We start from the raw sequence: 25,690 nt of genomic DNA on the forward strand, positions 1-25,690 counted from the left end.
GCTTCCGCGGCCATTTGACGGCAGCTTGCTTCGGTCCCTGCCCGAGTGCTTGTTCCGCAATGCAATAAGCCTGCTGCACTGCCGTTGAAGAAAGCCGGCTACGCAATCCATCCACAGCTTCCGCTGTTGTTTGCTGTACTTGGCATTGTTGAGACTTACGTAATAGGTTTAAAAAAGATCGAGCCGAAGCGGCGGACGGGATTCGGGCGATTCGGCCTCATGGGCGAGGTATTCGGAACACATGCCGGCAAAGACTGTCAAAGCGGCGATCGACGAACTGCGAAACGCAGTGCAATCCCTGGAGAATGCGATCGACGGTCGGTTTGACAGGGAGCGGGACTTCAGCGAGTTCGAGGGCGAGGTGCGACGCGTCAACACCGACCGGTCGCGGCTGGCGCAGGAACTCGATCAGTCGCAGTTCCGGGCAAACCGGCTCGAGGAGGTCAACCGTGAGGTTTCCCGTCGCCTCGTGACGGCGATGGAAACCATTCGGGCGGTGCTCGACCGCTAGGAACAAGCGACATGGCGCAGGTGACAGTTTCGATCGATGGCAAGGCCTATCGCATGGCCTGCGAGGAAGGGCAGGAAGATCATCTGATCGAGCTTGCCACCAATTTCGATCAGTATGTCGGACACCTCAAGACCCAGTTTGGCGAGATCGGCGATCTGCGCCTGACCGTCATGGCCGGCATCATGGTCATGGACGAGCTCAGCGAGGTCAATCGCCGGCTGAAGAACCTCGAAGCCGAGGTCGGCAACCTGACCAACGGGCGCGACGCCGCGCTTTCGGATCAGCTGAAGAACGAGGAGGCGCTGGCCTCGGCACTCAGCGAAGTGACCCAGCAGATCCACGGTATCGCCGCCAAGCTGAACGGCCGCCCCACGACGCCGTCGAGCTGACAAGGTTTCGTCGGCGAGCCACTGGCGCGAAGCACCGAGACACTTTATATATCGAATGCGGTCTGCGCTCCCCGACAGGAACCACAATCCCCGGGGCCATACTCGATCCTAAGGGAGCTGTCCCTGTCCGGACCCGTGGGTTCGGACACATGGCGCCCACCTACTTTGTAGGCACCCGGGATCGTAAAATATCCATCGGTTGTGTGGATCGCACTTCTCCCTCTTTCCGTTGCTCATTCACTCCCCGGCAAAGGCCCGGCGGATGGCGTCGGCCATGGCCTCGACGATCCGGTCCTTGCCGTTTCCGGCCTTTGAAATCCGCAGCACGACATTCGAGTGATCGATCACGGTGTAGCCGTCATCGGCGGTCAGTTCGCGGCAGCCGGCCGGAATGCTGCTGCGGGCAAGCGGCGCGATGGCGAGGCCGGATACCACCGCCGCCATCAGGCCGCCGCTGGTGCGGCTGACATAGGCGACGCGGTTGTCGATGCGGCATTTCCTCAAGTTGCGCTGAGCGAGGTCGTCGCACCAACCGCCTTCGAGATAGGTATAGGTCGCGATCGGTACCGGGCGGCGCTCGTCGGTCCGGTGCTGCTCCGACGTCACCCAGACGGTCGGATCCATCATCAGCACTTCGTTTCTCGTCTTTCCGCCGGGCTCGAAGACGACGGCAAGGTCGATCTCGCCCGCTTCCAGCGCTGCGACATTGGTCATCGACGCGCCCTGCTGCACGGTCACTTCGACGCCCGGGTGGATGGCGGCGAAACTGCCAAGCGCCTTCGGCAAGGTCGAGTTGATGTATTCCTCCGGCAATCCGATCCGGACCGCGCCGTCGAGCGCGGGTTGGCGGAGCGCGGCGGCCGTGTCGTCGAGCAGGGTAACGATGCGCCTGGCATTGTCGACGAGCCGCAGTCCCTGCGGCGTCAGCACCACACCGCGCGAATGGCGCTCGAACAGGGCGTCGCCGAGCACATCCTCGAGCTTCCTGATCTGCATGCTGACCGCCGACTGGGTGCGCCCGACGATGTCTGCGGCGCGCGTGACGCTGCTGGTATCGACAACCGCAAGAAAGGTTCTGAGCAGATCGCTATCGAGGGGAAGGGGCATGGCTTCAACCATCAGATTTTCTGATGACAGTCATGCTTGCAATTCGTTTGTCAGATGTCAATGCGAGGACGAAGATCGTCCCGTCAGATCATCTTGCGCCCGAGTCCTTGCCATGAGCGTGCTTGCCGTTCTCGCCTTTTCTGAAACGTTCGTTACCGCCCGACGCAGGGCAAGGCAATGGACTGTCGATTTGCTGTTTGTCGAGGCGCCCGTCGAGGTGCCGGCAGACAAGCCGTTGCTGCTGCGTGACGTCGGGATCTCGGCAGGCGACCCCGACCTTCGGCAGCGGGAGCGGATCTTGGGGCAGGCGGTCTATCGGTCGCACTGGATGCTCTAGCCCGTCCCCGCGCCAATCCTTACGAGATGAGATCGAGCCTTGCGGCACGAAAGACGGCTTCGGCCAGATTGCCGGCCTGCAGCTTGCGCATGGCGTCTTCCAGCGCGCGGTCGATCCGGTCGAGCGGAATGTCGGTTTCGCGCATCATGTCCTGGCGCGTGCGGCCGCGGGCTGCAAGCGTCAGGCAACGCAGTTCCAACGGTTCGAGTTCTTTCATCTGGTCCTTCATGGACGTCGGCTTTTCCACTGCTGCCTGCAGGAGCGCGTCCATACATCGAACACGGGCATTAGTTCCTGCTAATTATTTGAAATCGCGTCTTTATTTGCATGCGCTCGCCAATGCGCGAAAGCGGAACCGTCGTCCATGATGAACGGAACGCTAATGCTGTGCCGAACCGGGAAGGCGCTGGCAGTGCTGTCGCAAACCGCGGCAAAAGCGGCGATGCGGGTGAATGTGCACGGGCGACATCGGGTATATAGGCTGGTGATTGAGCCGGGAATCGGCGAGAAAGTGACGGGTTGTGCCATTTCGGGAGGAGAATTCGTCCGCGACGATGGCATGAGGCAGGAGAGGGCACGATGTCACCGAAAGACCTGAAGGCGGCGCTGCGCAACGAGCGGCTGGCATTGCGCGATGCGATGCCCGCGGAGATACGGATCGAGGCGAGCCTGACCATGGCCGACCATGCCGGCGACGTCATTGCGCTCGATCCGGGCCACATCGTTTCCGGCTTCTGGCCCATCCGCTCCGAGGTCGATATCCGGCCGCTGATGGCGCGGCTGAAGAGTCGCGGCGCCCGGCTCTGCCTGCCTGTGATCATGGACAAGAAGACGATCGTCTTTCGCGAACTGCTCGATGGCGTCGACATCATCTCAACCGGCTTCGGCACGACGGGGCCTGGCCCGGATGCTCCGGTGCTCGACCCGGATATCATGCTCGTGCCGCTTTCTGCCTTTGACGCGACCGGTCACCGGATCGGCTACGGTGCCGGTTATTACGACCGGGCCATCGACCGGTTGCGCAACAAGGGGCATCTGCCGAAACTGATCGGCATCGCGTTCGACTGCCAGGAGGTGGCTGCCGTGCCGGCCGAACCGCACGATGTGGCGCTGGATGCCGTTCTCACCGAGAGCGGATTCCGGCATTTCTAGGTCATTGACGAAGCCGAGCGACGGCCCGGCGCGTTGAAATCGCGCGGGCCGAGGCGGAAGATTGGTTCGCGATCCCACGCGGAATCGATCTTGGGCGTTTCCTGTCGGCCCAGGATCGTGTAGACGCTCTACCTCTTTGTTTTACGCAGGTCCGGCCGCCACAACCGCTGACGCGCTTCCGCCGGAACTGCCCTGGTGGGATTTGAGCGAGCATGAGGCTTCTGTTTCTGGGAGATATGGTGGGCAAGACGGGCCGCACGGCGGTCTGGGAGCGGCTTCCGGGACTGATCGGCGACCTTAAGCTCGATTTCGTCATCGTCAACGGCGAGAACGCCGCGGGCGGCTTCGGGATCACCGAAGACATCTTCCTCGAGACGATCAACGCCGGCGCCGACGTGGTGACCACCGGCAACCACGTCTGGGACCAGAAGGAAGCGGTGGTCTTCTGCGAGCGGCACGACCAGTTCCTGCGCCCGGCCAACTATCCGGCCGGCACGCCCGGCCGCGGATCCAACCTGTTCTTTGCCCGCAATGGCGCGCGCGTGCTGGTCGCCAACGTCATGGGCCGCGTCTTCATGCATCCCGAACTCGACGACCCCTTCAAGTCGGCCGAGGCCATCCTCGATGCCTGCCCGCTCGGCGAGCAGGCGGATGCGATCGTGTTCGACTTCCATGCGGAGGCGACCAGCGAGAAGCAGTGCTTCGGCCATTTCGTCGACGGTCGCGCCAGCCTCGTCGTCGGAACGCATACGCACGTGCCGACCGCCGACCACCAGATCCTCAACGGCGGCACCGCCTATATGAGCGATGCCGGCATGTGCGGCGACTACGATTCCTCGCTCGGCATGGACAAGGAGGAGCCGCTCAACCGCTTCATCTCGAAGATGCCGAAGGGGCGCTTCGAGGCGGCCTCGGGTCCGGCCACCATCTGCGGTCTCGGGGTCGAGATCTCCGATCGCACCGGGCTCGCCGAGAAGATCGCGCCGCTGCGACTTGGGCCGAGACTGGCGGAAACGATCCCGGATTTCTGGTCTTAAGGCCAAGTCAGGCGGCATTCTGAACGCAGCGCGAAGCTGCGCGCGGGCACCTTTGGTTGTCCCGTATCGCCTTATTGGAATTGATTTTTTTCAAGGTGACAACCCCATCAAATGATGGCAGGTTATCGCGAAATCATGCCGGGCCGGGGCGTGATGTATTCGTGGGTTTTTGCAGAATGAATGGTGTGCGCAGTCCTGGATTGCGGGCATGTGCTGTTGTCGCTGCGCCACGGGCAATTGCTCGCTGCCCAGCGAATTTGACCTGACAGCGTTCGCGGGCCGAAGGGCGCAAGGCCGCTGTATCATTTGATTGCTTGTGTGACTTTGCCTCTCGGATCGCTGCCGATCCGAGGATTTGTGCGGAGCGGGACGGGTAATGCGGCTGTTTTGCGCACAGGCCCCGCTCTGAAATATTCAAAGCGATCGCGGTGGTCTGGTCGATTGGCTGCCCCTCGTGATCCAAGTGCATTCGGAGGGCATGCATGTTGTCTCAGTGGCATTTGCCGATGTTCGTCGGCGCTTCTCTTTCCCTTCTATCCGCAATCGGTGCCCAGGCGCAGGACGCGCAACTGCCCGTGGTGACCGTCGCCAAGCCGGTCGTGCGGGACGTCATCGACAGCGACGAGTTCATCGGCCGTTTCGAGCCCGTCGACGAGGTGCAGGTTCGCGCCCGCATCGGCGGCTATCTCGACGAGGTCAATTTCACCGATGGCGCCCTGGTGAAGAAGGGCGACAAGCTCTTCGTCATCGACCAGCGGCCCTATCGTACGGCTCTCTCCCAGGCCGAATCGACGCTGGAATCGGCGCGCTCGTCGCTGGAATTCGCCGAGGCCCAGTTCAAGCGGACGCAATCGCTGACGGGCACCGGCACGCTTTCGGTCTCGACGCTCGACGATCATCGCCGCGAACTCCTGTCGGCGCAGGCGCTGGTGCGCGGCGCGGAAGCGGCGGTCGAGCGTGCCAAGCTCGACCTTGACTACACCACCATCACCGCGCCGCTCAGCGGCCGCGTCGACCGGCGCCTGCTGTCGACGGGCAATCTCGTCCAGGCTGACCAGACGGTGCTGACGACGATCGTGTCGCTCGACCCGATCGATTTCTACTTCGATGTCGACGAACGGCGGCTGCTTTCCTATGCACGGGTCGCACGCGAGCGCGGCAGTGCGCTGCAGGAAGGCGGCGGCTCGCTCGAAGTGCTGGTCACCATCGCCGACTCGCAAGAGGAGCCGTTCAAGGGCAAGCTCGACTTCGCCGAAAACCGCGTCGATCCGCAGAGCGGTACGATGCGCGTCCGCGCCCGTCTCGATAACCCAAGCCTCGTGCTGCAGCCCGGTCTCTTCGGCCGTGTGCAGATCGAAGGCTCGAACACCTACAAGGCCGTCCTCATTCCGGACGAAGCGATCGGCGCCGACCAGAACGAGCGCATCGTCTACGAGGTGACTGCCGACGGAACCGTGGTGACCAAGCCCGTGCGTCTCGGCCCGAAGCTCCATGGCTACCGTGTCATCCGCTCCGGCATGACCGGCGACGAGACCATTGTCGTCAACGGTCTGATGCGGGCGCGGCCCGGCACCAAGGTGAAGCCTGAGACGGTCCAGCTTCCTCCTGAAGCGCAAGCAGCGGGGGCGGCGCAATGAGGTTTGCTCACTTCTTCGTCGACCGGCCGATCTTCGCGTCGGTGCTGTCGATCGTGCTGCTGATCGTCGGCAGTATCGCCTATTTTCAGCTTCCCGTGGCGCAGTACCCGGAAATCGCCCCGCCGACCATCGTCGTTCGCGCCGCCTATCCGGGTGCTGACGCCGATACCGTTGCCAACACCGTCGCGACGCCGCTCGAACAGGAAATCAACGGCGTCGAGAACATGCTCTATATGTCCTCCTATTCGACCGCCGACGGCTCGATGGCGCTGACGATCACCTTCAAGCTCGGCATCGACCTCGACCAGGCACAAGTGCTGGTACAGAACCGCGTGTCGATCGCGGAGCCCCGGCTGCCGGAAGAAGTCCGGCGTATCGGCATCACCACGGCCAAGAGTTCGCCCGACCTGATGATGGTCGTGCATCTCCTGTCGCCGACCGAACGCTATGACCAACTCTACGTCTCGAACTATGCTCGCACTCGTATCCGCGACCTGCTTGTCCGGCTCGATGGCGTCGGCGACGTCATCCTGTTCGGCGAGCGCGAATATGCGCTGCGTGTCTGGCTCGATCCGGAGAAGCTGTCGGCCTATGGCATGACGGCCGGTGACGTGGTGCAGGCTTTGCGCGAGCAGAACGTGCAGGTCTCCGGCGGTTCGATCGGTGGTCCGCCGGCGCCGGGCGACAGCGCGTTCCAGTACACGGTCACGACGGACGGCCGCTTCAGCGACGCGCGGCAGTTCCGCTATGTCATCGTCAAGGCGACGGAAAGCGGTCGCCTCGTGCAGCTGCAGGACGTCGCGCGTGTCGAGCTCGGTGCTCGCGAATACGTCAACAACAGCTATCTCGACGGCAGCCCGGCGGTGGCGCTCGGCATCTTCTCGCGGCCGGGCACCAATGCGCTCGACGCCGCCGAGCAGATCCAGAAGGTGATGACCGACGTTTCCAAGGACTTCCCTGACGGGCTCGAATACCGCATCGTCTACAACCCGACAGAGTTCATCTCGGAATCGATCAACGAGGTCTACAAGACGATCGCCGAGGCGGCCATTCTCGTTGCCATCGTCGTTCTCGTCTTCCTGCAATCGTGGCGCACGGCGATCATCCCGATCGTCGCAATCCCCGTGTCACTCGTCGGCACCTTCGCCTTCCTCTATGCCTTCGGTTTCTCACTGAACATGCTGACGCTGTTCGGCCTGGTGCTGGCGATCGGTATCGTCGTCGACGATGCGATCGTGGTGGTCGAGAATGTCGAGCGAAATCTCGCGCGAGGGATGACCCCGCGCGAGGCGTCGCATGTGACCATGGACGAGGTGGGGGCGGCCGTCATCGCGATCTCGCTGGTGTTGACCGCGGTGTTCGTGCCGACGGCCTTCATCCCCGGTATCGCCGGCCAGTTCTACCTGCAGTTCGCCGTGACGATCTCGGTCGCAACGGTGATTTCCGCCTTCAACTCGCTGACACTGTCACCGGCGCTGGCGGCTATCCTGTTGAAGCCGCACGAGAACGGCCATCATGAAAGCCGCAATCCGCTGACGCGCTTCGGCAAGGCCTTGGCGAACGGCTTCAACAACGGTTTCGACCGGATGGCGTCGGGCTATGCATGGGTCGTGCGCAAGCTCGTCTCGACGAAGGTGGCGCTGGCCGCGGCCCTTCTCGTCTTCGTCGGGCTGCTGGGGGCCACCTGGTACATGGCGCAGATCGTGCCGCGCGGCTTCGTGCCGACCATGGACCAGGGCTATGCGATCGTCGTCATCCAGCTGCCGGACGGCGCCTCGCTCGACCGGACGGACGCCGTCGTCAAGCGGGCCTCGAAGATCATCCAGGACGTGCCGGGCGTGAAAAGTGCTGTCGCCTTTGCCGGCTTCAACGGTGCGACCTTTACCAACGCGTCCAATTCGGGCGTGGTCTTCGCCTCCTTCGAAAGCTTCGAAGAGCGGCTGAAGAACGGGCAGGGGGCCAACCAGATCATCGGCCAGCTCTATGGCAGCCTGCAGAGCATCCAGGAAGCCTTCATCATCGCCGTGCCGCCGCCCTCGGTGCGCGGCATCGGTAACTCCGGCGGCTTCAAGATGCAGATCATGGACCGGCAGAGCTCCGACATGCGCCGCGCGCTCGGGCTTGCCTACCAGATGATGGGCGCTGCCAACCAGACGGAAGGGTTGACCGGGGTCTTCACCACCTTCTCGGCCTCCAGTCCGCAATACTTCCTGGCGATCGACCGCGACAAGGCGCGCACACTCAACGTGCCGATCCCCAACATCTTCGAGGCGCTGTCGATCAACCTCGGTACGTCCTACGTCAACGACTTCAACGCCTTTGGCCGCGTCTACCAGGTGCGGGCGCAGGCCGACCAGCAGTACCGCGTCGAGCGCGACAACATCCTGGCGCTGAAGGTGCGCTCGGCAACCGGTGCGCTGGTGCCGATGGGTACGCTTGTCGAGATCCAGGATACGGCCGGTCCGACGCTGGTGCAGCGCTACAACATGTACGTCTCGGTGCCGATCCAGGGTAACCCTGCGGTCGGTGTCTCGACCGGTACGGCTCTCGACAAGATGGAGGCGCTCGCCGCCCAGATCCTGCCGCAGGGCACGACCTTCGAGTGGACGGAACTCGCCTACCAGGAGCGCCAGACAGGCAACACCGCGGTGTTCATCTTCGCACTGTCGGTCGTCTTCGTGTTCCTGGCGCTGTCGGCCCAGTACGAAAGCTGGGTTCTGCCGCTGGCGATCATCCTGATCGTGCCGCTCGGCGTGCTGGCCGCATTGGTCGGCGTGTTCATCCGCGGGCTCGACAACAACGTGCTGACCCAGATCGGGCTCATCGTTCTGATCGGTCTTGCAGCCAAGAACGCGATCCTGATCGTCGAGTTCGCTCGGCAGGGCGAAGACGAGGGCAAGACGCCGATCGAGGCGGCGGTGGAAGCGAGCCAGCTGCGCCTGCGCCCGATCCTGATGACCGCCTTTGCCTTCATCCTCGGCGTGGTGCCGCTGATGATCGCGACCGGCCCGGGTGCCGAAATGCGCCAGTCGCTCGGCACGGCGGTGTTTTCGGGCATGCTCGGGGTAACATTCCTCGGCCTGTTCCTGACGCCGGTGTTCTACGTCGCGCTCCGGTCGTTCCGGCGACGCAAGGCGGCGGTGAGCGAACCGGCGCCGCACCCGGCCGAATAGGGCAGGCCCGACGATAATCTGACGAATGCCCCGGCAGCAATGCCGGGGCATTCGGCTTTGACGAGGCTATCGTTACCTTATCGGCCTCAGGGTCGGTGACGTAAACGTGAGCACCGCCTGCCCTTTGTAACTGGACGTGGCCGGGCCCTTGAACAATTCTTTCCGCGCCCCGTGACGCCACCGTTCGGTCGAGCGAAGGCAAAGGCTTCCATTCGCTGTTCAATACCTGCCTGCCGCGTGCCCCCAAGGCCCGAGGTCAGGCGGCAAGTGAGAGAGGTGAAGGCTGATGCTCCGGTACTTTGTCTACACATTCGCCGCCATATGGTTCATCCACGCGTTCTGGCCATCGGTCGCCCATGCGCAGCAACAGCCGCGCCCTGTCAGCCAATGCCAGGCGATCGCCGAAACGCTCCCCCAGGCGACCTTTGCCAGTTTCACGCCCGCGGCTGCCACCAAGGGGCAGACGACGGCCGGCGAGGTGACGATCAGCTATCTCGGCCATTCCACCTTCCTGATCGAGACGCCCGGCGGCGTCTCGATCGCAACCGACTATAGCGGCTGGTATGCACCGTCGATGCCGCCGATGGTCGCGACCATGAACAAGGCGCATTCGAGCCACTACACGCTGACGCCGGATCCGGCGATCAAGACCGTGCTGCATGGCTGGAGCGATAGCGGCCAACCGGCGCGCCACGATCTCGTGGTCGGCGACGCCCACATCCGCAACGTGACGACCGACATCCGCGCCGGCGGCGGCGCCATGGAGCACGACGGGAACTCGATCTTCATCTTCGAGGTGGCGGATCTCTGCATCGGCCATCTGGGCCATCTGCACCATGAACTCGACGACAGCCACTACAGCCAGATTGGCCGGCTGGACGTGCTCATGGTGCCTGTCGATGGCGGCCTGACCATGGGTGCCGAGAGCATGAGCCGGGTGGTCAGCCGGCTGCGCGCCTCGCTGATCCTGCCGATGCACCGCCGTGGCCCGCCGATCGACGCCTTTCTGGACATGTTCGGCGACGACTACGACAAGCGTTACGCCGACAGCGCCAGTATCAAAGTATCCCTGCGTTCCTTGCCAAGCAAACCACTGATTTATATCCTCAAGGGCGTTTGAACATCCTGGGATCGCCCGATGAAGTTGCTCGTGGTTGGCGTATCGTTCTTTCTCTCCTTCTCGACTCTTGCCGAGGCCGGTGGCGCGCCGCCGCCGCGCATGCCGTCTCCCGAGGGGCAACAGCCGCAAAGCCAGCCGGAGACCACGGTCCGACCGGCGGGTGAGCCGGAGATCTTCGCGATGCCCTCGGGCAATATCGGCTGTATCTACACGCCGGCTGGCGGCACGTCCGTCTATCAGCCCGCCGATGGCGGTCCGGAGCTGGCCTGCGATATCGTCGCGCCGCGTTATGTCAGGGCGACCCTTGGCCGGGCGGGAGCCGCCACGCTCAATCACGCCGTCGGCGATCCCAGCTGCTGTTCGACTGGGACTGTGCTCGACTATGGGCAAAGCTGGTCGCGAGGGCCGTTCTCCTGCGTGTCGGAACGCACTGGCCTTTCCTGCCGCCGTGACGACGGACACAGCTTCCTCTTGAGCCGCGCGCAGGTCTCGGCCAACTGAAAAACCGCCCCCCGGCTGGACGGAAAGCGGCAATAAAACTATAAGGCGCCCCATTCCATTCAAATTAATGCATGCAGAGGGTGCCATGGCTGGCCATTCACAGTTCAAGAACATCATGCACCGCAAGGGCCGTCAGGATGCGGTGCGCTCGAAAATGTTTTCCAAGCTCGCGCGCGAAATCACGGTTGCCGCCAAGTCGGGCATGCCCGATCCCGCGATGAACGCGCGCCTGCGCCTGGCGATCCAGAACGCCAAGGCGCAGTCGATGCCGAAGGACAACATCGAACGGGCGATCAAGAAGGCCTCTGGCGGCGACGCGGAGAACTACGAAGAAGTCCGCTACGAGGGTTATGGCCCGGGCGGCGTTGCCGTCATCGTCGAAGCCTTGACCGACAACCGCAACCGCACCGCCTCGAACGTGCGCTCGACCTTCACCAAGGCCGGCGGCGCGCTCGGCGAAACCGGCTCGGTTTCCTTCTCCTTCGATCGCGTCGGCGAGATCACCTACAAGCTCTCCGTCGGTGACGCCGACAAGGTGATGGATGCGGCGATCGAAGCGGGTGCCGACGACGTCACCACCGACGAGGACGGCCACACGATCATCTGCGGTTTCGAAGCGATCGGCGAAGTGTCCAAGGCGCTCGAAGACACGCTCGGCGAAGCCGAAACGGTCAAGGCGATCTGGAAGGCACAGAACACCGTTCCGGTCGATGAAGAAAAGGCGCAGTCGCTGATGAAGCTCATCGACATCCTTGAAGACGACGACGACGTCCAGAACGTCTATTCGAACTTCGAAGTCTCGGACGAGATCCTGGCGAAGCTGTCGGCCTGATTGGGACGACCGTCGCTCGCAGAATTTTCACCCGCGTCCGAAAGGCCGCGGGTTTTTCTTTGGATGGCTCGATGACCTATGAATTCGCGATCTTCGATTTCGACGGCACGCTTGCCGATACGGCGGCGAGTTTCATGACGGCGTGCAACGCGGCTGCACGGCGCTACGGCTTCCGCGAACTCTCGGTCGAGGAGTTCCAGTCGTTGCGCACCATGGGCAGCCGCGAGATCATCGCGCATCTCGGCGTGCCCGTTTGGAAACTGCCGCAGATCGCCACCTTCATGCGCCGTGCTATGGCGACTGAAGCGGCAAGCGTCCGGCTGTTTCCGGGCGCCGCTGAGCTTCTCTGGAAATTGAAGGCGGCGGGCATCGGCATTGCGATCGTGAGTTCGAACGCGGAGCAGGGTATTCGCGCCGCACTCGGCGAAGCGGCAGCGACGATTGATCTCTTCGAATGCGGTGCCGCGCTTTTCGGCAAGGCACAGCACTTCAAGCGTGCGATCCGGCACTCCGGCCTCGATGCGGCTCGCATCCTGGCGATCGGCGACGAGGCGCGCGATATCGATGCGGCGCGAAAGGCGGGCGTGGCGGCCGGTGCGGTTGCCTGGGGCTATGCCGACCCGGTCTTCCTGCAAGGGCTCGGGCCGGATCGGTTCTTTGCCAATCTGGAAGAGATCGCACCCGCTTTCGGGGCGATCTGATCGGCCGGCTTTACGCCGCCTTGGCGAGATCGCGCTGGGCGTCGGCGAAGAGGCGAAGCGAATTCAGCCGCGCCTGCATGTCGAAGATCGGCATGGAGATGATCAGTTCGTCGGCCTTTGTCTGCTCGAGGAACGCCCCGATCTTGCGCCGGATCGTCTCTGGCCCTCCGACCACCGCATACATCATCGAATGGTCGACGAAGATCTTCTCGTCATAGCTCCAAAGCCCATCCATCGACTGGACCGGCGGCGGAAACTGCCCGCGCGCGTTGCGGCGCAGGGCCACGAAGGATTGCTGCATGGAGGTGAAGAGGTAGTTCGCCTCCTCGTCCGTATCGGCGGCAACCCCCATGACGCCGACCATCACCTGCGGCTTGGCAAGGGTCTCGGAGGGGGTAAAGCGCTCGCGGTAGATCTCCAGCGCCGAGAGCAGCATGTCCGGCGCGAAATGCGAGGCGAAGGCGAAGGGCAGGCCGAGCATGCCGGCGAGATGGGCGCTGAAATGGCTTGAGCCGAGCAGCCAGATCGGCACATTGGTGTCGGCGCCGGGCACGGCGATGATCTTCTGGTCCTCGGCGACGGGGCCGAGCAGTGCCTGCAGTTCGACGACGTCGTTCGGGAAGTTGTTGCCGCTCGCCTCCATGTTGCGTCGGAGGGCCTGGGCGGTGCGCATGTCGGTTCCGGGCGCACGGCCGAGGCCGAGGTCGATGCGGCCGGGGTAGAGGGCGGCGAGCGTTCCGAACTGTTCGGCGATGACAAGCGGCGAGTGGTTCGGCAGCATGATGCCGCCGGAGCCGACACGGATCGTCTTCGTCGCTGCCGCCACGTGCGAGATCACGATCGAGGTCGCCGCACTGGCGATGCCCTTCATGCCGTGATGTTCGGCCAGCCAGAAGCGGGTGTAGCCGTTCTCCTCGGCCGCCTGGGCCAGACGGCGCGAATTCTCCAGCGATTGGGCGACGCTGCCGCCTTCAGTGATCGGGGAAAGATCGAGGACGGAGAAAGTCGCCATGGTAAAGGCCTTTATTGAGAGAAATTGATGCAAGGCTATGTAAGCTCAATTTTCCTCAATCCAAGGGCGGTGCCGAAGAAAACCTGAGGCCGCGCCTCAACTGTGCGTATGTTTTTGTTTTGTTCACTTTTTGCTGGCAGCGTCCGGACTGACATCATAGGGTGAAATTCATGCAGACCACGATTCGCATCATCGGCATCGATCCGGGGCTCCGTCGTACCGGCTGGGGCATCATCGAGACGCTCGGCAATTCGTTGCGTTTCGTCGCCTCGGGCACGGTGACGTCGGATGGCGACATGGACCTCGCCTCCAGACTTTGCCAGCTGCATGACGGCCTTGCCGAGGTGGTGCACAGCTATCAGCCACACGAGGCGGCGGTGGAGCAGACCTTCGTCAACAAGGACGCGACAGCGACGCTGAAACTCGGCCAGGCGCGCGGCATCGCCATGCTGGTACCGGCACGCGCAGGCCTCAGGGTCGCCGAATATGCGCCGAACGCGGTCAAGAAGGCGGTGATCGGTGTCGGCCATGGCGAGAAGCAGCAGATCCACATGATGCTGAAGGTTCTGATGCCGAAGGCCGAGTTCAAGGGCAACGATGCGGCGGACGCACTGGCGATCGCTATCTGCCATGCCCACAACCGGCAATCGGTGACGAGCCGGCTTGCCGCATTGATGGCGTAGTTGCGCCCGACACGATAATTTCCGATGGTCCGATGACCATCCAGAACCCACCGCGAGAGACGCCACATGATCGGCAAATTGAAGGGTACCATCGACGAGATCGCCGAGGATCACGTCGTGCTCGATGTGCATGGCGTCGGCTACGTTGCCTTTTGTTCGGCGCGCACGCTGTCCAGGCTCGGATCGGCGGGCGAGGCGGCGGTGCTCTTCATCGAGACGTATGTGCGCGAAGACCAGTTGAAGCTGTTCGGCTTCCTGACGGCGCTGGAGCGGGAATGGTTCCGGCTGTTGCAGAGCGTGCAGGGGGTCGGCTCGAAAGTGGCGCTGGCCGTGCTTTCCACCCTGACGCCGGGGGAATTGGCCAATGCGATCGCGCTGCAGGACAAGACCTCCGTCTCCCGTGCGCCCGGTGTCGGGCCCAAGGTGGCGGTGCGCATCGTCACGGAACTGAAGAACAAGGCGCCGTCCTTCGCCGGCGAGATGTCGGCCTCGATCGGCCTCAAGCAGGAGCTTGGCGAAGGCGTCGCCTCCGCGCCGGTTTCCGATGCGGTTTCGGCGCTCACCAATCTCGGCTACTCGCGCGACCAGGCGGCCAATGCCGTTGCGGCGGCCTTGAAGAACGGCGGCGAAGGCGGCGACAGCGCCAAGCTCATTCGCCTTGGCCTGAAAGAACTGGCGCGATGAACGCTTGCCTTGGCTGGGCACAGAAGGCAGAACGCATCGTGCCCGGCATGATGACGGGTTGCAGCGCTCAGCTGCCCGACCGAATGGAACGAACGCATGACTGACGCCGCACGCCTGATAACGCCGGAAAAGCGCGGTGAAGACCTCGATGCGACCATGCGCCCGCAGACGCTGGATGACTTCACCGGCCAGGCGGAAGCGCGCGCCAACCTGAAGATCTTCATCGAGGCGGCAAAAAATCGCGGCGAGGCGCTGGACCACGTGCTCTTCGTCGGCCCTCCCGGGCTCGGCAAGACGACGCTGGCGCAGATCATGGCCAAGGAGCTCGGCGTCAATTTCCGCTCGACCTCCGGCCCTGTGATCGCCAAGGCCGGCGATCTCGCGGCCCTGCTCACCAATCTCGAAGAGCGCGACGTGCTCTTCATCGACGAAATCCACCGGCTCAATCCGGCCGTCGAGGAAATCCTCTATCCTGCGATGGAGGACTTCCAGCTCGACCTCATCATCGGCGAAGGCCCGGCGGCGCGGTCGGTGAAGATCGACCTGTCGAAGTTCACGCTGGTGGCGGCAACCACCCGCCTCGGGCTTCTGACGACGCCGCTTCGCGACCGTTTCGGCATTCCGGTGCGGCTCAATTTCTACACGGTCGAAGAGCTGGAATCGATCGTCCGGCGTGGCGCCCGGCTGATGGGCCTCGGCATGACCGACGACGGCGCCCGCGAGATCGCCCGCCGCGCCCGCGGTACGCCGCGCATCGCCGGCCGGCTGTTGCGCCGGGTGCGCGACTTCGCCGAAGTGGCGCGTGCCGAAGCCGTGACCAAGGAGCTCGCGGACGAGGCGCTGACGCGGCTGCTCGTCGACAATATGGGCCTCGACCAGCTCGACCGGCGCTACCTCTTCATGATCGCGCAGAACTTCGGCGGCGGTCCCGTCGGCATCGAAACCATAGCTGCGGGCCTTTCGGAGCCGCGTGATGCGATTGAAGACATCATCGAGCCTTATCTGATCCAGCAGGGCTTCATCCAACGCACGCCGCGCGGCCGTATTTTGACCGCCAATGCCTGGAAACATATCGGCCTTAATCCCCCCAAGGAGATGGAGGCGACCCAGTTTCGCCTGACATTAGAGGACGACGACTAGATGATCAGCCGCCGCGGATTGTTGAAACTGATCGGCGGCGGTATCGTCAGCATGGCGGCACTGGGCGGCTACGCCTTTGCCGTCGAACCTCTGGCCCGGCTGAACGTCACCCGATACAAATTGACGCCACCCAATTGGACACCGGGCCTCAAGCTGCGCGCCGTCGTGCTCACCGACATCCACGCGTGCGAGCCCTGGATGCCGGCAAGCCGTATCGCTTCGATCTGCCGGCAGGCCAACAGCCTTGGCGGCGATATCACGCTGCTGCTCGGCGACTATGTGGCCGGCATGAACCTCGTCACCAGCTATGTGCATTCCAGCGAATGGTCGAAGGCGCTGGCCACACTCGAGGCGCCGCTCGGCGTCCACGCGGTCATGGGCAATCATGACTGGTGGGAAGACCGGACCGCGCAGAAGAACGGCGGCGGGCCGACCTTCGGGCATAAGGCGCTGCAGGACGTCGGCATCAACGTCTATAGCAACCGGGCGGTGAGACTGGAGAAGGAGGGGCAGGGCTTCTGGATCGCTGGCCTCGAAGATCAGCTTGCCTTGGTGCCCGGCAAGAAGTGGCAACGCAAGCGCATGAGCGGTCTCGACGATCTCGACGGTACGCTCGCCCAGGTGAGCGATACTGATCCGGTCATCCTCATGGCGCATGAGCCGGATGTGTTCCCGCGTGTTCCGTCGCGTGTCGCGCTGACACTGTCGGGCCATACCCATGGCGGCCAGGTGCGGTTTCTCGGCTATGCGCCGGTCGTGCCCTCGCGTTTCGGCGAGCGTTACGCCTACGGCCATGTGACCGAGAACGATTGCAATCTGATCGTTTCCGGCGGTCTCGGCTGCTCGCTTGCGCCGGTTCGCTTCGGCATGCCGCCGGAGATCGTGGTGATCGATCTCGGCTGAGCGACAAATTCCGGGTTCGTCCGGTCTTGCGCTGAAAGAGCCTGGCATCGAGACGACGCCAGGCCTGTTTGCTTCCGCCCGCCCGCTCTGTTGAGCCGAGCAGCGCCCGTTTGTCACGGTGCGTCAGGCGGCCCTGATGGCTCCGCTTCGCACTGCGCGCCGCAGGCCGGACGCCACCTCATAGGTGCCGGTGACCAGTAGCAGGCCGTCCGCGCACTGGTACCATTCCCCCTCGCTCATGCTCTTTATCGACGCACTGAGTGTTGCCAGTTCAACAGAGCCGGGCGGTGTGCTGATGATCCGTTCGGCGACCCAGCTATCGAGCCAGGCCTGGTTTGCCGGCGAAACGGCCTCGAGCGCGATTTGCGGGTGCTGGTCGAAGTAGGTCTGGACGGCCAGGTTGGTTGGCGCGATGACGATCTGGTCAAGATTGCTGTCGCCGAGCGCATCGATCACACGAGAGTTTTCCAGCGCTGCCAGGAAGGTGTCGGTCTTGCCGTCCCGACCGGTCGAAGAGGCGAGGGAGCGCAATGTCTCCAGTATCGTCGGCAGCGGCGGAATAACCTCGATGTCGCTGGTGCCCGTCCTGGTAAGGGACTGGTAGACGAGATCGATCTCGGGCGTGAACGACCGCTTGCGAATGCCGCGGGTCCAATTGAACTCGAAGTCCACTTCGAAGCGCCCTTTGAAGTTGGGCGTCGCGCCTTGCGGGACCTCGATGATCGCGGCCGCATTCCAGATGTAACCGGCATAGGACGGGCGACCGGGATTTGCCGGCACTCCCGCCGAAACCCAGCCGACATGGGGCAATCTCGCCTGCCACTCGATCGATTGCGTTGCGGGGCGTGCCGCAAACGAAACCTCGGAGGCCGTGAAGCTGACACCGACATTGGCGCTGAGCGAGGCGCCGCCCTTCGGGCCTTCCTTGCTGTATTCGGCGCTGAGCTCGCCGCCGATCGAGAAACTGATCGTCGCTTGCTCGACGGTGCTGTTCGGCCCGAACGTTACGAGCCGCGCCTGCTGCGAGTTCGTCTCGAGGCGCAGCTTCATGTGATTGGCGTAAAAGCCGACCGATACCCAGTTGGACGACGGAGTGGATGGCGAACCCTGGATGCCGTGATAGACATCCCCGACGACGAGGTAGTAGTCGCGCGTCAGATTCTGGTTGCCGCGCATCAGTTTGTAGACCGAAAGCAAGGCGTTTGCAGTCAAGGTTTGCGATGAGGTCTTGACCGTGCCCCAGCCGAAATCCTTGCCGCCATTCGTTTTCCATTCACCGTTCAAAGTGCCGACAAGCTTCCAGACTTCAGGATTCAACGTCTCGATAGGCATGATTGATTTCCTTCGAAGCGCCGTCGATCGACGGGAGGGTTGAGCTTTTTGCACGGACCGGAACCGTTCCGCGCAGCCAACATAGCTCGGAATTTCGGCGGCAACCTTGGGTATTAAATTGTAAATTAATACTCCTTAAAGGAGTCCTTGATCGACACAGAACGGCTCTACGCAGCGTCTCAGCCGAGCAGCTTTTCGATCGTCTCGTGCAGCCGCGGGAGCCCGCCCGGCGTCCAGCCGAGCGCGCGCAGACGGCCACAGTCCATCGCGTTGAATTCGGTCAATGCGGCCGGTTCGGGCAGGTCGTTCATACAACCGGTGATTTGGCGAACGATTTCCAGAATGATGCTGTTGTCGACGAGGATATCGGAGACGTTGAAGACCGAAACCGGTGAGCGGCGCGTTTCCGCTTCGAGCACGAGGCGCACGGCGGCTGCGACATCGTCGCCATGCACTTCCGTGCCGGCCCGCGGTGCAACCGGGCGGCCCTGCAGATAGTCGTCGAACAGGGCCTGCCATTTGTGCGACGCCCCGTTGCCCGGTGCTCCGTAGACGCCGGTGACGCGTAGGCTTGCTGTCCTGAAGTCGTCCGTGCCCAGCAGTTCTAATTGCCGCTCCGCCGCAAGCTTGAGCGCGCCATAGAGGCTCTCGGGATGGCAGGTCGATCCCTCCGACAGCACGGCGCCTGCTGGGTGCGTTCCGTAGACCGCGCGGCTCGACAGGAAGATGCAGCGACCTACGCCCTGTTCGCGTGCCGTTTCGAAAAGCCGGACCGAACCATCGAGATTGGCGCGGCGGAAGCTCTCGGGATCATCGCCTTCGCCGCCTCGATATCGGCCAGGGATGTGCTGGAAGGCGGCATGGACGAAACACTGGACATTGCCGAAGGCCGCGCTGTGATCGATCGTCGGATCGAGCGACAGGGGCACGAAACCAACAGGCCCGCTGAAGAAGGTGTTTGGGGCCCGCGTGCGACCGCCGATCACAACCTCGTACCCCGCCAGAAGCAGATGCTCGACGATGAAGCGGCCGACGAAGCCCGTGCCGCCGGAGACAAGCGCGCGGGTCATCGGCGGACCGGGTTGGTGAGCGATGCGATGTCCGGAATATCGTCTCCTGTCAGGTAGCCATGCCAGAGATCGATAAGCGGCTGCAGGGTCTCCCGGCGCGGATGATCCGTCTCCCAGGGCTTTTCATACTGGTAATGCAGCACGCCGATTGAGCCCCAGTCCCAGAGTTCGGGCAGGTTGAACCAGACATATTGCAGCATGTTCATCGTCACTGGCAGACCGTGCCAGTCCGGGAAGAAGGCTTGCAGGAAGGTCTGGTCGGTGCGCGGCCAGAAGGCGTCCGGCGCATCAAGCTGGGTGATCATCCTGTCGAAGGTCGCCATTGACGGTTCGGCGACGAAGACGCCGGAATTCAGCCGATGAAAGTCCGCAAGGCTTTCGTAGACATTGGGGGCAGCGGAGAATTCCGGATAGGCAAACAGCCGGTCGATGTTCCGGAGCACGACCGCATCGGCGTCGATGAAGACGCAGCGCCGATATTCGGTAAGCTGCCAGAGCCGGAGCTTGCAGAAGTTGTCGAGCGGCGAGTGGAAGTCGGGCTTTCGGCCTTTCGTGAAGGGCGCCTTATCATGCACGTTCCGGCGCTGGTGGCGCGCGTTGAAGGCGTCGGAAAGCGGCAGAAGGTCGGTCTCCACCAGCCGGCAGCCGAATTCGGCAAGCGGCGCCAGTACATCGACAGAAACGCCGCCCGTGTGCAGCACGACGATATCGGCCCTCGTGCCCGTCCGTGTTATGGAGCGCGCCAGTGCGCGGGCGCCAAGCGCATAATCGGCATTGGTGACGAGCGTCACATAGGCATGGTCGGCTTGGGGAGGCGAGGAGGGGCGGAGCCCCTCCGAAGGATCGTTCGATGTCATGAAACGGATTTCAGCCGCTTGCCCTCTGGGTCGTGGTTGATCAGCGGCGCGATGTCCTTGGTCCAGGCGGAGACGGCGGGCACGCGCGTTCTGTCGACACGATAGGCGAATTTCTTGGCGACATCGACGATTTCCGAAAGCAATCCGTCCTGCAGCCGCGTCGGGTTGAGACCGAGGCTCAGGAATTTCTCGTTGTGCACGACGAGTTCGTTCTCGGCAGCTTCCTTGCGCGGGTTCGGCAACCGGGCGATCTCAGCCCCCGATATCGAGGCGATCATTTCGGCGAGATCGCGCACCCGGTGGGTCTCGGTCATCTGGTTGAAGATCTCGACACGGCTGCCGCGCGCCGGTGGGTTCGTGAGCGCCAGCTCGATGCATCGCACCGAATCCTGGATGTGAATGAAGGCGCGGGTCTGGCCGCCGGTGCCGTGCACGGTCAGCGGATAACCGATTGCCGCCTGGATGAGGAAACGATTGAGCACGGTGCCATAGTCGCCGTCATAGTCGAAGCGGTTGATGAGCTGGGCGTGGCGGCGCGTCTGCTCGGTATGCGTACCCCAGACGATGCCCTGGTGCAGGTCGGTGATCCGAAGCCCGTCGTTCTTGGCATAGAACTGGAAGAGCAACTGATCCAGGCACTTGGTCATGTGGTAGATCGAGCCGGGATTGGAGGGGTAGAGGATCTCCTGGCTGACGGTCTCGCCGCCCATCGTTTCGATGCCGACAGGCAGATAGCCCTCGGGGATCGCCGCGCCGATGGTGGAGTAGCCGTAGACGCCCATGGTGCCGAGATGCACGAGGTGGGCGTCGAGGCTGAGTTCGACCAGCGCGTTCAGAAGATTGTGCGTGGCGTTGACGTTGTTGTTGACCGTGTAGTTCTTGTGGCGGTCGCTCTTCATCGAATAGGGCGCGGCACGCTGTTCGGCAAAATGCACGATGGCGTCAGGGCGATGGTCGGCGAGCCAGTTCTTCAGGAGTTCGTAGTCGCGGGCGAGATCGATCAGGTTGAAATGGATGCGCCGGCCGGTTTCGGCATGCCAGATACGCGTGCGTTCCTGGATCGAATCCATCGGCGTCAGCGATTGTACGCCCAGTTCCGTGTCGATCCAGCGGCGGGAGAGATTGTCGAGGATATGAACGTCGTGACCGGCATCGGACAAATGAAGGGCCGTGGGCCAACCGACGAAACCGTCGCCGCCGAGAATCGCAATCTTCATGCACGTTCTCCTGATCGCAAAGGAAGTCCGTCACGTGATAGGATAGGATTGTGACAAGGCTGCAATGCTTGCAAACGGCTTTTTGTTCCTGCACAGGAAACGGGAAATTCTTTCGGAGAAAAGTATGTCCCTGATTTCGCTCGCAGGCGAACTGACCGAAAACGGCCATCAGCTGATCCAGCGCGTCTATTACGAAGACACCGACTTTTCCGGCGTCGTCTATCACGCCCGCTACCTGCATTTCATGGAGCGCGCCCGCACCGATTTCCTGCGGCTGCTCGGCGTCGAGCAGGCAACGCTGGCGATCGAGGGCGACAGCGAAGGCCTCGTCTTCGTCGTCCATCGCATGGAGATCGATTTCAAGCTGCCGGCGCGCATGGATGACATCCTGACGATTACCACCGTCACCGAGAAGGCCGGCGGCGCCAAGATGGTGCTGCAGCAGGAGATCCGCCGCGGCGAGCAGTTGCTGATCGCCGCCAAGGTGATCATCGCCGTGATCAACGGCCAGGGTCGGCCACGGCGGCTGCCCGAGGCGCTCGCCTACAGATTCCATCATGCGAAGGAGAGCGCGAGCTAGGGCTCTCCTTCGGTCGAACGGAGACACGGCGCCCCTTCCAGGGGCGTTTTTCGTTGGTGGACGCGCGCTTTCACTGCATTCGATTCAGTGCATTGACAATAATACGTACGTACGTATTATTTCGCCATGTCCAGAAAATCGATACGTGAAAATCTTCTGAAGGCGGGCGATCAGCTCGTATGGAACACAGGCTACGCCGGGACCGGCGTACGCGACATCGTCGAGGCTGCGGGCGCCCGTCCTGGGTCCTTCACCAATCACTTCACGTCCAAGGAAGACTTCGTCATCGAGGTGCTCGATCGCTACTTCGCCTATGTCTCGGGCCTCGTGGAAGAGGCGCTTGGCGACAGAAGCGTGCGCCCCGTCGACCGGTTGCGTCGCTACATCGACCTCATCACCGGCAAGCTGGCTGACGCCGACTACAGCCGCGGCTGCATGATCGGCAATCTCAGCCTCGAAGCCTCCTTCGACAATGAACGGCTCAGGGCGCATCTGTCGAAACTCTTTGCGACGTGGCGCGGTCCCTTCGAGGCCTGCATCGCCGAAGGGCTGGAGAAGGGCGAAATCGCTCCGCTCGGCTCGGCGGCCGAGCTTGCCGACTTCCTGCTCAGCGCCTGGCAGGGGGCCATGCTGCGCATGAAGGTCGATCGCAGCCCGGCGCCGCTTGCAACGTTCAGGACGATCGTTTTTTCAACCGTGTTTGATGGAGGGAAGCATGCGTGAAGAGGCATTCGCAGCGGGCAAGTCATTCGTCGACATTTTCGGATCGTCGATGGCCTATATCGAAAAAGGCACGGGACCGACGGTCCTGTTTCTCCACGGCAACCCGACGTCGTCCTATATCTGGCGGAACATCTTGCCGCATGTGACACCGGTCGGGCGCTGCGTTGCACCGGATCTGATCGGCTATGGCCAATCCGACAAGCCCGACATCGACTACACCTTCCTCGACCAGTTCCGCTATCTCGAAGCCTTCATCGAAAAGGTGGTCCCCGGTCCACTTTTCCTGGTCGCGCAGGATTGGGGAACAGCGCTTGCCTTCCACTTTGCCGCACTCAATCGGGAGAAGGTGCTCGGCCTCGCCTTCATGGAATATATCCGTCCGGCTGAAACTTATGAGGCGTTTCATCAAAAGCCGCAGGCCCGCGAACTGTTCAGGGCGTTCCGAACTGAAGGCGTCGGCGAGCGGCTGATCCTGGAGGAAAACGTCTTCATCGAACGGGTCGTACCGAACGCGATCCTGCGTCAATTGAACGACGAGGAAATGACTGCTTATCGGGCACCGTTTCCGAATCCATCTTCCCGCCGCCCCGTGCTGCGCCTGCCGCGTGAACTGCCGATCGAGGGCGCGCCTTCTGAGTTCTACGCTATCAGTACGGCAGATCACGCCACGCTTCGCGCCTCAGGATATCCCAAGCTGTTGTTCTCGGGCGACCCTGGTGCGCTCATCTCGCCGGCGGAGGCGGAAGCTTATGCCGACGAGCTTGCGAATTGCCGCCTGGTGAAACTCGGCGCGGGCGCGCACTACCTGCAGGAGGATCATCCGCACGCGATCGGGACGGCATTGCGCTCGTGGATCGAGGGATTGCGCGGGGCGTCGGCGGCCTAGTCCGCCTCGTTCACGCCGATCTTGCCCAGGATCGTCTTGGTCAGGGATTGCCTGATCTTGGCCACATCCTGCCAGGGGTCTGCGCCATTTTCGATCCGCTCGAGGATGTCCGGGATGTGGAAGCTGTTGGCCGACTTGAGATCGTCCAGTTCATCCCAGTTGATGGGCGTCGCCACCGGTCCGTCAGCGCGCGCCCGGGTCGAGTAGGGGGCAATGGCGGTCGCGCCGCGCTCATTCCTCAGCCAGTCGATGAAGATGCGTCCTTTGCGCTTTTCCTTCGACATGGTGGCGATGAACCGGTCCGGTTCGCGATCGGCGAAACCTTGAGCAAAGGTCTTGGCGAAGGCCTTGGCTTCCGGCCAGCTGGCGCGGGCCGTCAGCGGCACGATGACATGGACGCCCTTGCCCCCCGTGACCATCGGAGCCGATTTCAGCCCGATCTCGTCGAGCGCATCGCGCAAGGCCACGGCCGCACCTTTGACCATCTCGAAGTCGAGACCCTCGTCAGGATCAAGGTCGAAGACCAGTCGATCGGGGATCTCCAGCTTGTCGACATGCGATCCCCAGATATGGAACTCCAGCGTGCCCATCTGGACCGCAGCGACCAGCCCCTTGGCGTCGCGCACATACATGTAGTTTTCCGTTTCGCCGGAGCTTTCCTCGACGGGGACTTCCTTGATCTCGTCGGGAAAACCGTCGCTCGCATGTTTCTGGTAGAAGCGCGGACCCTTCACGCCCTGCGGCGCACGCACGAGCGAGAGGAGACGCTCGGCCGCATGGGGCAATATGCGATCGGCGACGACGGCGTAGTAGCGGGCGAGATCGAGCTTGCTGATGCCCTGGTCGGCAAACAGGACGCGATCCGGATGGGTGATGCGCACCCCAAGCACGGTTTCGTCCGATATGGCTTGCTTCGCCTTTGCCGGCTTTGCTGCTTTGTCCTTGGGCTTCGTTGCGGTTTTGGATGTTTTGACTGTCACGGCCTTCGCCTCCTTGTCCTCCCCCTTGGAGGTCCAGACATGCTTCTTGCGTTCGCCCTTCCCATCGGCAATCTCGGCCATGGTGCGGCCGGTGCTGACGCTCGTCAGATGGTCCTCCAGCAGAACGTCGCCATCCTCGGCGGCAATTTCGTCACCCTCCTTGATCAGCAGCCAGTTCTCGCGCTTTTCGCCGGGGCGTGACCGCATCCGCACCAATGCCCACCCGCCTTGCATCCGCTGACCGTGAAGATGGAATGTCAGCTTGCCGTTGCGCAAGCCCTCGTCCGGATCGTTTTCCGGCTCCCACCAGCCGCTGTCCCATAACATGACGGTGCCGCCGCCATATTGCTTTTCGGGGATTGTGCCTTCGAAATCGCCATAGGCCAGCGGATGATCCTCGGTTCTCACGGCAAGTCGTCTGTCTTCCGGATTGAGGCTTGGTCCGCGGGTGACCGCCCAGCTCTTCAAGACACCGTCCCATTCCAGCCGCAAGTCGTAGTGGAGCCGGGTGGCGTCATGCTTCTGCACGAGAAAGCGCATGCGGCCGGACCGGCCGCGACCAAGCTTGCCCTTTGGTTCGCGCGTCTCGCCGAAGTTGCGGCGTTTGTTGTATTCGGCAAGCGGGCTGCGAAGGGACGCCATCACCCGCCTCCACGGAGACCCCGGAGGGTCGGCGCGTCCTTAGCCAGAATTGCGGACCGGGCCGCATCGAGGGCGAGGACCCGTTCGATGCGAACAATGTCCTCCTCGGTCACCACGGGAACCGGATCGGAGATGATGGCCTGGAGGATTTCCAGCGATACGACGCCGTGGGCGAGTGCGTCCTCCAGGGCGGCGCGGGTTTCCCGCTCGGCCTTGAGCTCGGCGTAAAGGGCGAGGATCAATCGGTCCCGGGGATCAAAGTCCGGTGAGGACTTTCCTTCGCTTCGTTGTCCTGTCGTTCGTTGGGCCATCCCTAGGAACGTACTCGGCAACGCTAAGTTCCGACTGCCGGGTGATACTGCAAAGACACACGACGGTAACGGTCTCTTAACCATAATGGTGTCTTAATCATCGCATCAGGATTTGTGCAGTGCACGTCATCCTTTGACCAAAATTGACGGCAAGAAGGCAACCTAAAGCTAAT

Annotated in this window: 27 protein-coding genes and 1 other RNA gene; 19 read left to right on the forward strand and 9 right to left on the reverse strand. The window is 62.7% G+C overall.

The features are described 5' to 3' along the window. Positions 1 to 241 precede the first annotated feature (241 nt). The 3 genes from BLU15_RS27085 to ssrS all read left to right on the forward strand — a co-directional run bounded on the left by BLU15_RS27085 (position 242) and on the right by ssrS (position 1,114). Complete coding sequence (locus BLU15_RS27085) at positions 242 to 511, forward strand: DUF4164 domain-containing protein (RefSeq protein ID WP_034806184.1); 270 nt, start codon at positions 242 to 244, stop codon at positions 509 to 511. Between the two features lie 11 nt (positions 512 to 522). Next, positions 523 to 900, forward strand: a complete 378-nt coding sequence (locus BLU15_RS27090; protein WP_034806187.1) for a cell division protein ZapA — start codon at positions 523 to 525, stop codon at positions 898 to 900. 56 nt (positions 901 to 956) lie between these two features. After that, a non-coding RNA gene (ssrS, locus tag BLU15_RS27095) (6S RNA) lies at positions 957 to 1,114 on the forward strand. Positions 1,115 to 1,137: 23 nt separating this feature from the next. Here the strand turns inward: ssrS and BLU15_RS27100 are convergent. Then, on the reverse strand, positions 1,138 to 2,019 hold the full coding sequence (locus BLU15_RS27100; RefSeq protein WP_234798711.1) for a LysR family transcriptional regulator: 882 nt from the start codon (positions 2,017 to 2,019) through the stop codon (positions 1,138 to 1,140). Between the two features lie 100 nt (positions 2,020 to 2,119). Here BLU15_RS27100 and BLU15_RS27105 point away from each other — a divergent pair, with 100 nt between their 5' ends. After that, complete coding sequence (locus tag BLU15_RS27105) at positions 2,120 to 2,344, forward strand: hypothetical protein (RefSeq protein WP_034806191.1); 225 nt, start codon at positions 2,120 to 2,122, stop codon at positions 2,342 to 2,344. A 19-nt stretch (positions 2,345 to 2,363) separates the two neighbouring features. On the opposite strand, the gene BLU15_RS27110 is transcribed toward BLU15_RS27105, so the two are convergent. Beyond that, positions 2,364 to 2,573, reverse strand: coding sequence for a helix-turn-helix domain-containing protein (locus BLU15_RS27110; RefSeq protein ID WP_034806648.1), 210 nt, complete (start codon positions 2,571 to 2,573; stop codon positions 2,364 to 2,366). A gap of 350 nt (positions 2,574 to 2,923) precedes the next feature. On the opposite strand from BLU15_RS27110, the gene BLU15_RS27115 reads away from it, so the two are divergent. From BLU15_RS27115 to BLU15_RS27150, 8 genes are all read left to right on the forward strand, one after another. Then, on the forward strand, positions 2,924 to 3,496 hold the full coding sequence (locus BLU15_RS27115) for a 5-formyltetrahydrofolate cyclo-ligase (RefSeq protein WP_034806194.1): 573 nt from the start codon (positions 2,924 to 2,926) through the stop codon (positions 3,494 to 3,496). A gap of 212 nt (positions 3,497 to 3,708) precedes the next feature. Beyond that, positions 3,709 to 4,533 carry a TIGR00282 family metallophosphoesterase gene (locus BLU15_RS27120; RefSeq protein ID WP_034806196.1) on the forward strand — a complete coding sequence of 275 codons (825 nt, stop codon included), beginning with the start codon at positions 3,709 to 3,711 and terminating at the stop codon, positions 4,531 to 4,533. A gap of 482 nt (positions 4,534 to 5,015) precedes the next feature. Next, positions 5,016 to 6,170 (forward strand): efflux RND transporter periplasmic adaptor subunit, encoded by a 1,155-nt coding sequence (locus tag BLU15_RS27125; protein ID WP_090299738.1) that lies wholly within the window; start codon positions 5,016 to 5,018, stop codon positions 6,168 to 6,170. Then, on the forward strand, positions 6,167 to 9,343 hold the full coding sequence (locus BLU15_RS27130; protein ID WP_090299740.1) for an efflux RND transporter permease subunit: 3,177 nt from the start codon (positions 6,167 to 6,169) through the stop codon (positions 9,341 to 9,343). The genes BLU15_RS27125 and BLU15_RS27130 overlap by 4 nt, the downstream gene beginning before the upstream one ends. A 283-nt stretch (positions 9,344 to 9,626) precedes the next feature. Next, positions 9,627 to 10,463 (forward strand): MBL fold metallo-hydrolase, encoded by an 837-nt coding sequence (locus BLU15_RS27135; protein WP_090299742.1) that lies wholly within the window; start codon positions 9,627 to 9,629, stop codon positions 10,461 to 10,463. An 18-nt stretch (positions 10,464 to 10,481) separates the two neighbouring features. Next, positions 10,482 to 10,964 carry a YML083C domain-containing protein gene (locus tag BLU15_RS27140; RefSeq protein WP_090299744.1) on the forward strand — a complete coding sequence of 161 codons (483 nt, stop codon included), beginning with the start codon at positions 10,482 to 10,484 and terminating at the stop codon, positions 10,962 to 10,964. 85 nt (positions 10,965 to 11,049) lie between these two features. Beyond that, entirely contained in the window at positions 11,050 to 11,796 is a 747-nt protein-coding gene (locus BLU15_RS27145) for a YebC/PmpR family DNA-binding transcriptional regulator (protein WP_043625539.1), read from the forward strand. A 71-nt stretch (positions 11,797 to 11,867) separates the two neighbouring features. Next, positions 11,868 to 12,497, forward strand: a complete 630-nt coding sequence (locus tag BLU15_RS27150) for an HAD hydrolase-like protein (RefSeq protein WP_034806206.1) — start codon at positions 11,868 to 11,870, stop codon at positions 12,495 to 12,497. Between the two features lie 10 nt (positions 12,498 to 12,507). On the opposite strand, the gene BLU15_RS27155 is transcribed toward BLU15_RS27150, so the two are convergent. After that, the gene (locus BLU15_RS27155; protein WP_060518594.1) at positions 12,508 to 13,509 is read right to left on the reverse strand and encodes an LLM class flavin-dependent oxidoreductase; all 1,002 of its coding nucleotides are present in this window, start codon (positions 13,507 to 13,509) and stop codon (positions 12,508 to 12,510) included. A 170-nt stretch (positions 13,510 to 13,679) separates the two neighbouring features. Between BLU15_RS27155 and ruvC the strand changes: the two genes are divergently transcribed. The 4 genes from ruvC (at position 13,680) to BLU15_RS27175 (ending at position 16,919) form a co-directional block, all read left to right on the forward strand. Further along, positions 13,680 to 14,192 (forward strand): crossover junction endodeoxyribonuclease RuvC, encoded by a 513-nt coding sequence (ruvC, locus tag BLU15_RS27160; RefSeq protein ID WP_034806209.1) that lies wholly within the window; start codon positions 13,680 to 13,682, stop codon positions 14,190 to 14,192. A gap of 66 nt (positions 14,193 to 14,258) precedes the next feature. Beyond that, on the forward strand, positions 14,259 to 14,876 hold the full coding sequence (ruvA, locus tag BLU15_RS27165; protein ID WP_034806211.1) for a Holliday junction branch migration protein RuvA: 618 nt from the start codon (positions 14,259 to 14,261) through the stop codon (positions 14,874 to 14,876). Between the two features lie 96 nt (positions 14,877 to 14,972). Beyond that, complete coding sequence (gene ruvB / locus BLU15_RS27170; RefSeq protein ID WP_034806214.1) at positions 14,973 to 16,016, forward strand: Holliday junction branch migration DNA helicase RuvB; 1,044 nt, start codon at positions 14,973 to 14,975, stop codon at positions 16,014 to 16,016. Next, on the forward strand, positions 16,017 to 16,919 hold the full coding sequence (locus BLU15_RS27175) for a metallophosphoesterase (RefSeq protein ID WP_034806217.1): 903 nt from the start codon (positions 16,017 to 16,019) through the stop codon (positions 16,917 to 16,919). Between the two features lie 123 nt (positions 16,920 to 17,042). Here BLU15_RS27175 and BLU15_RS27180 read toward each other — a convergent pair whose 3' ends face one another. The 4 genes from BLU15_RS27180 to BLU15_RS27195 form a co-directional block, all read right to left on the reverse strand. Next, on the reverse strand, positions 17,043 to 18,251 hold the full coding sequence (locus BLU15_RS27180) for a hypothetical protein (RefSeq protein WP_090299746.1): 1,209 nt from the start codon (positions 18,249 to 18,251) through the stop codon (positions 17,043 to 17,045). Positions 18,252 to 18,430: 179 nt separating this feature from the next. After that, positions 18,431 to 19,321: an NAD-dependent epimerase/dehydratase family protein gene (locus BLU15_RS27185; protein ID WP_090299748.1), complete on the reverse strand. Its 891-nt coding sequence runs from the start codon at positions 19,319 to 19,321 to the stop codon at positions 18,431 to 18,433. Further along, on the reverse strand, positions 19,318 to 20,178 hold the full coding sequence (locus BLU15_RS27190; RefSeq protein ID WP_090299751.1) for a glycosyltransferase: 861 nt from the start codon (positions 20,176 to 20,178) through the stop codon (positions 19,318 to 19,320). Before BLU15_RS27190 ends, BLU15_RS27185 begins: the two co-directional genes overlap by 4 nt. Next, a complete protein-coding gene (locus BLU15_RS27195; protein ID WP_034806229.1) occupies positions 20,175 to 21,395 on the reverse strand; it encodes an NAD-dependent epimerase/dehydratase family protein in 1,221 nt (406 codons plus the stop codon). The genes BLU15_RS27190 and BLU15_RS27195 overlap by 4 nt, the downstream gene beginning before the upstream one ends. A 124-nt stretch (positions 21,396 to 21,519) precedes the next feature. Between BLU15_RS27195 and ybgC the strand changes: the two genes are divergently transcribed. The 3 genes from ybgC to BLU15_RS27210 all read left to right on the forward strand — a co-directional run bounded on the left by ybgC (position 21,520) and on the right by BLU15_RS27210 (position 23,584). After that, positions 21,520 to 21,975 carry a tol-pal system-associated acyl-CoA thioesterase gene (ybgC, locus tag BLU15_RS27200; RefSeq protein ID WP_089044521.1) on the forward strand — a complete coding sequence of 152 codons (456 nt, stop codon included), beginning with the start codon at positions 21,520 to 21,522 and terminating at the stop codon, positions 21,973 to 21,975. A 126-nt stretch (positions 21,976 to 22,101) separates the two neighbouring features. Next, on the forward strand, positions 22,102 to 22,698 hold the full coding sequence (locus tag BLU15_RS27205; protein WP_090299753.1) for a TetR/AcrR family transcriptional regulator: 597 nt from the start codon (positions 22,102 to 22,104) through the stop codon (positions 22,696 to 22,698). Continuing rightward, a complete protein-coding gene (locus BLU15_RS27210; RefSeq protein ID WP_090299755.1) occupies positions 22,691 to 23,584 on the forward strand; it encodes a haloalkane dehalogenase in 894 nt (297 codons plus the stop codon). Before BLU15_RS27205 ends, BLU15_RS27210 begins: the two co-directional genes overlap by 8 nt. Here BLU15_RS27210 and ligD read toward each other — a convergent pair. Both ligD and BLU15_RS27220 read right to left on the reverse strand, forming a co-directional pair. Further along, on the reverse strand, positions 23,581 to 25,206 hold the full coding sequence (gene ligD / locus BLU15_RS27215) for a non-homologous end-joining DNA ligase (protein WP_090299757.1): 1,626 nt from the start codon (positions 25,204 to 25,206) through the stop codon (positions 23,581 to 23,583). The two genes, BLU15_RS27210 and ligD, sit on opposite strands and share 4 nt — an antisense overlap. Continuing rightward, positions 25,206 to 25,517 carry a hypothetical protein gene (locus BLU15_RS27220; protein ID WP_090299759.1) on the reverse strand — a complete coding sequence of 104 codons (312 nt, stop codon included), beginning with the start codon at positions 25,515 to 25,517 and terminating at the stop codon, positions 25,206 to 25,208. Before BLU15_RS27220 ends, ligD begins: the two co-directional genes overlap by 1 nt. Between the last annotated feature and the right edge of the window lie 173 nt (positions 25,518 to 25,690).

Source organism: Ensifer sp. YR511 (assembly GCF_900103045.1).
GTDB classification, from domain to species: Bacteria; Pseudomonadota; Alphaproteobacteria; order Rhizobiales; family Rhizobiaceae; genus Ensifer; species Ensifer adhaerens.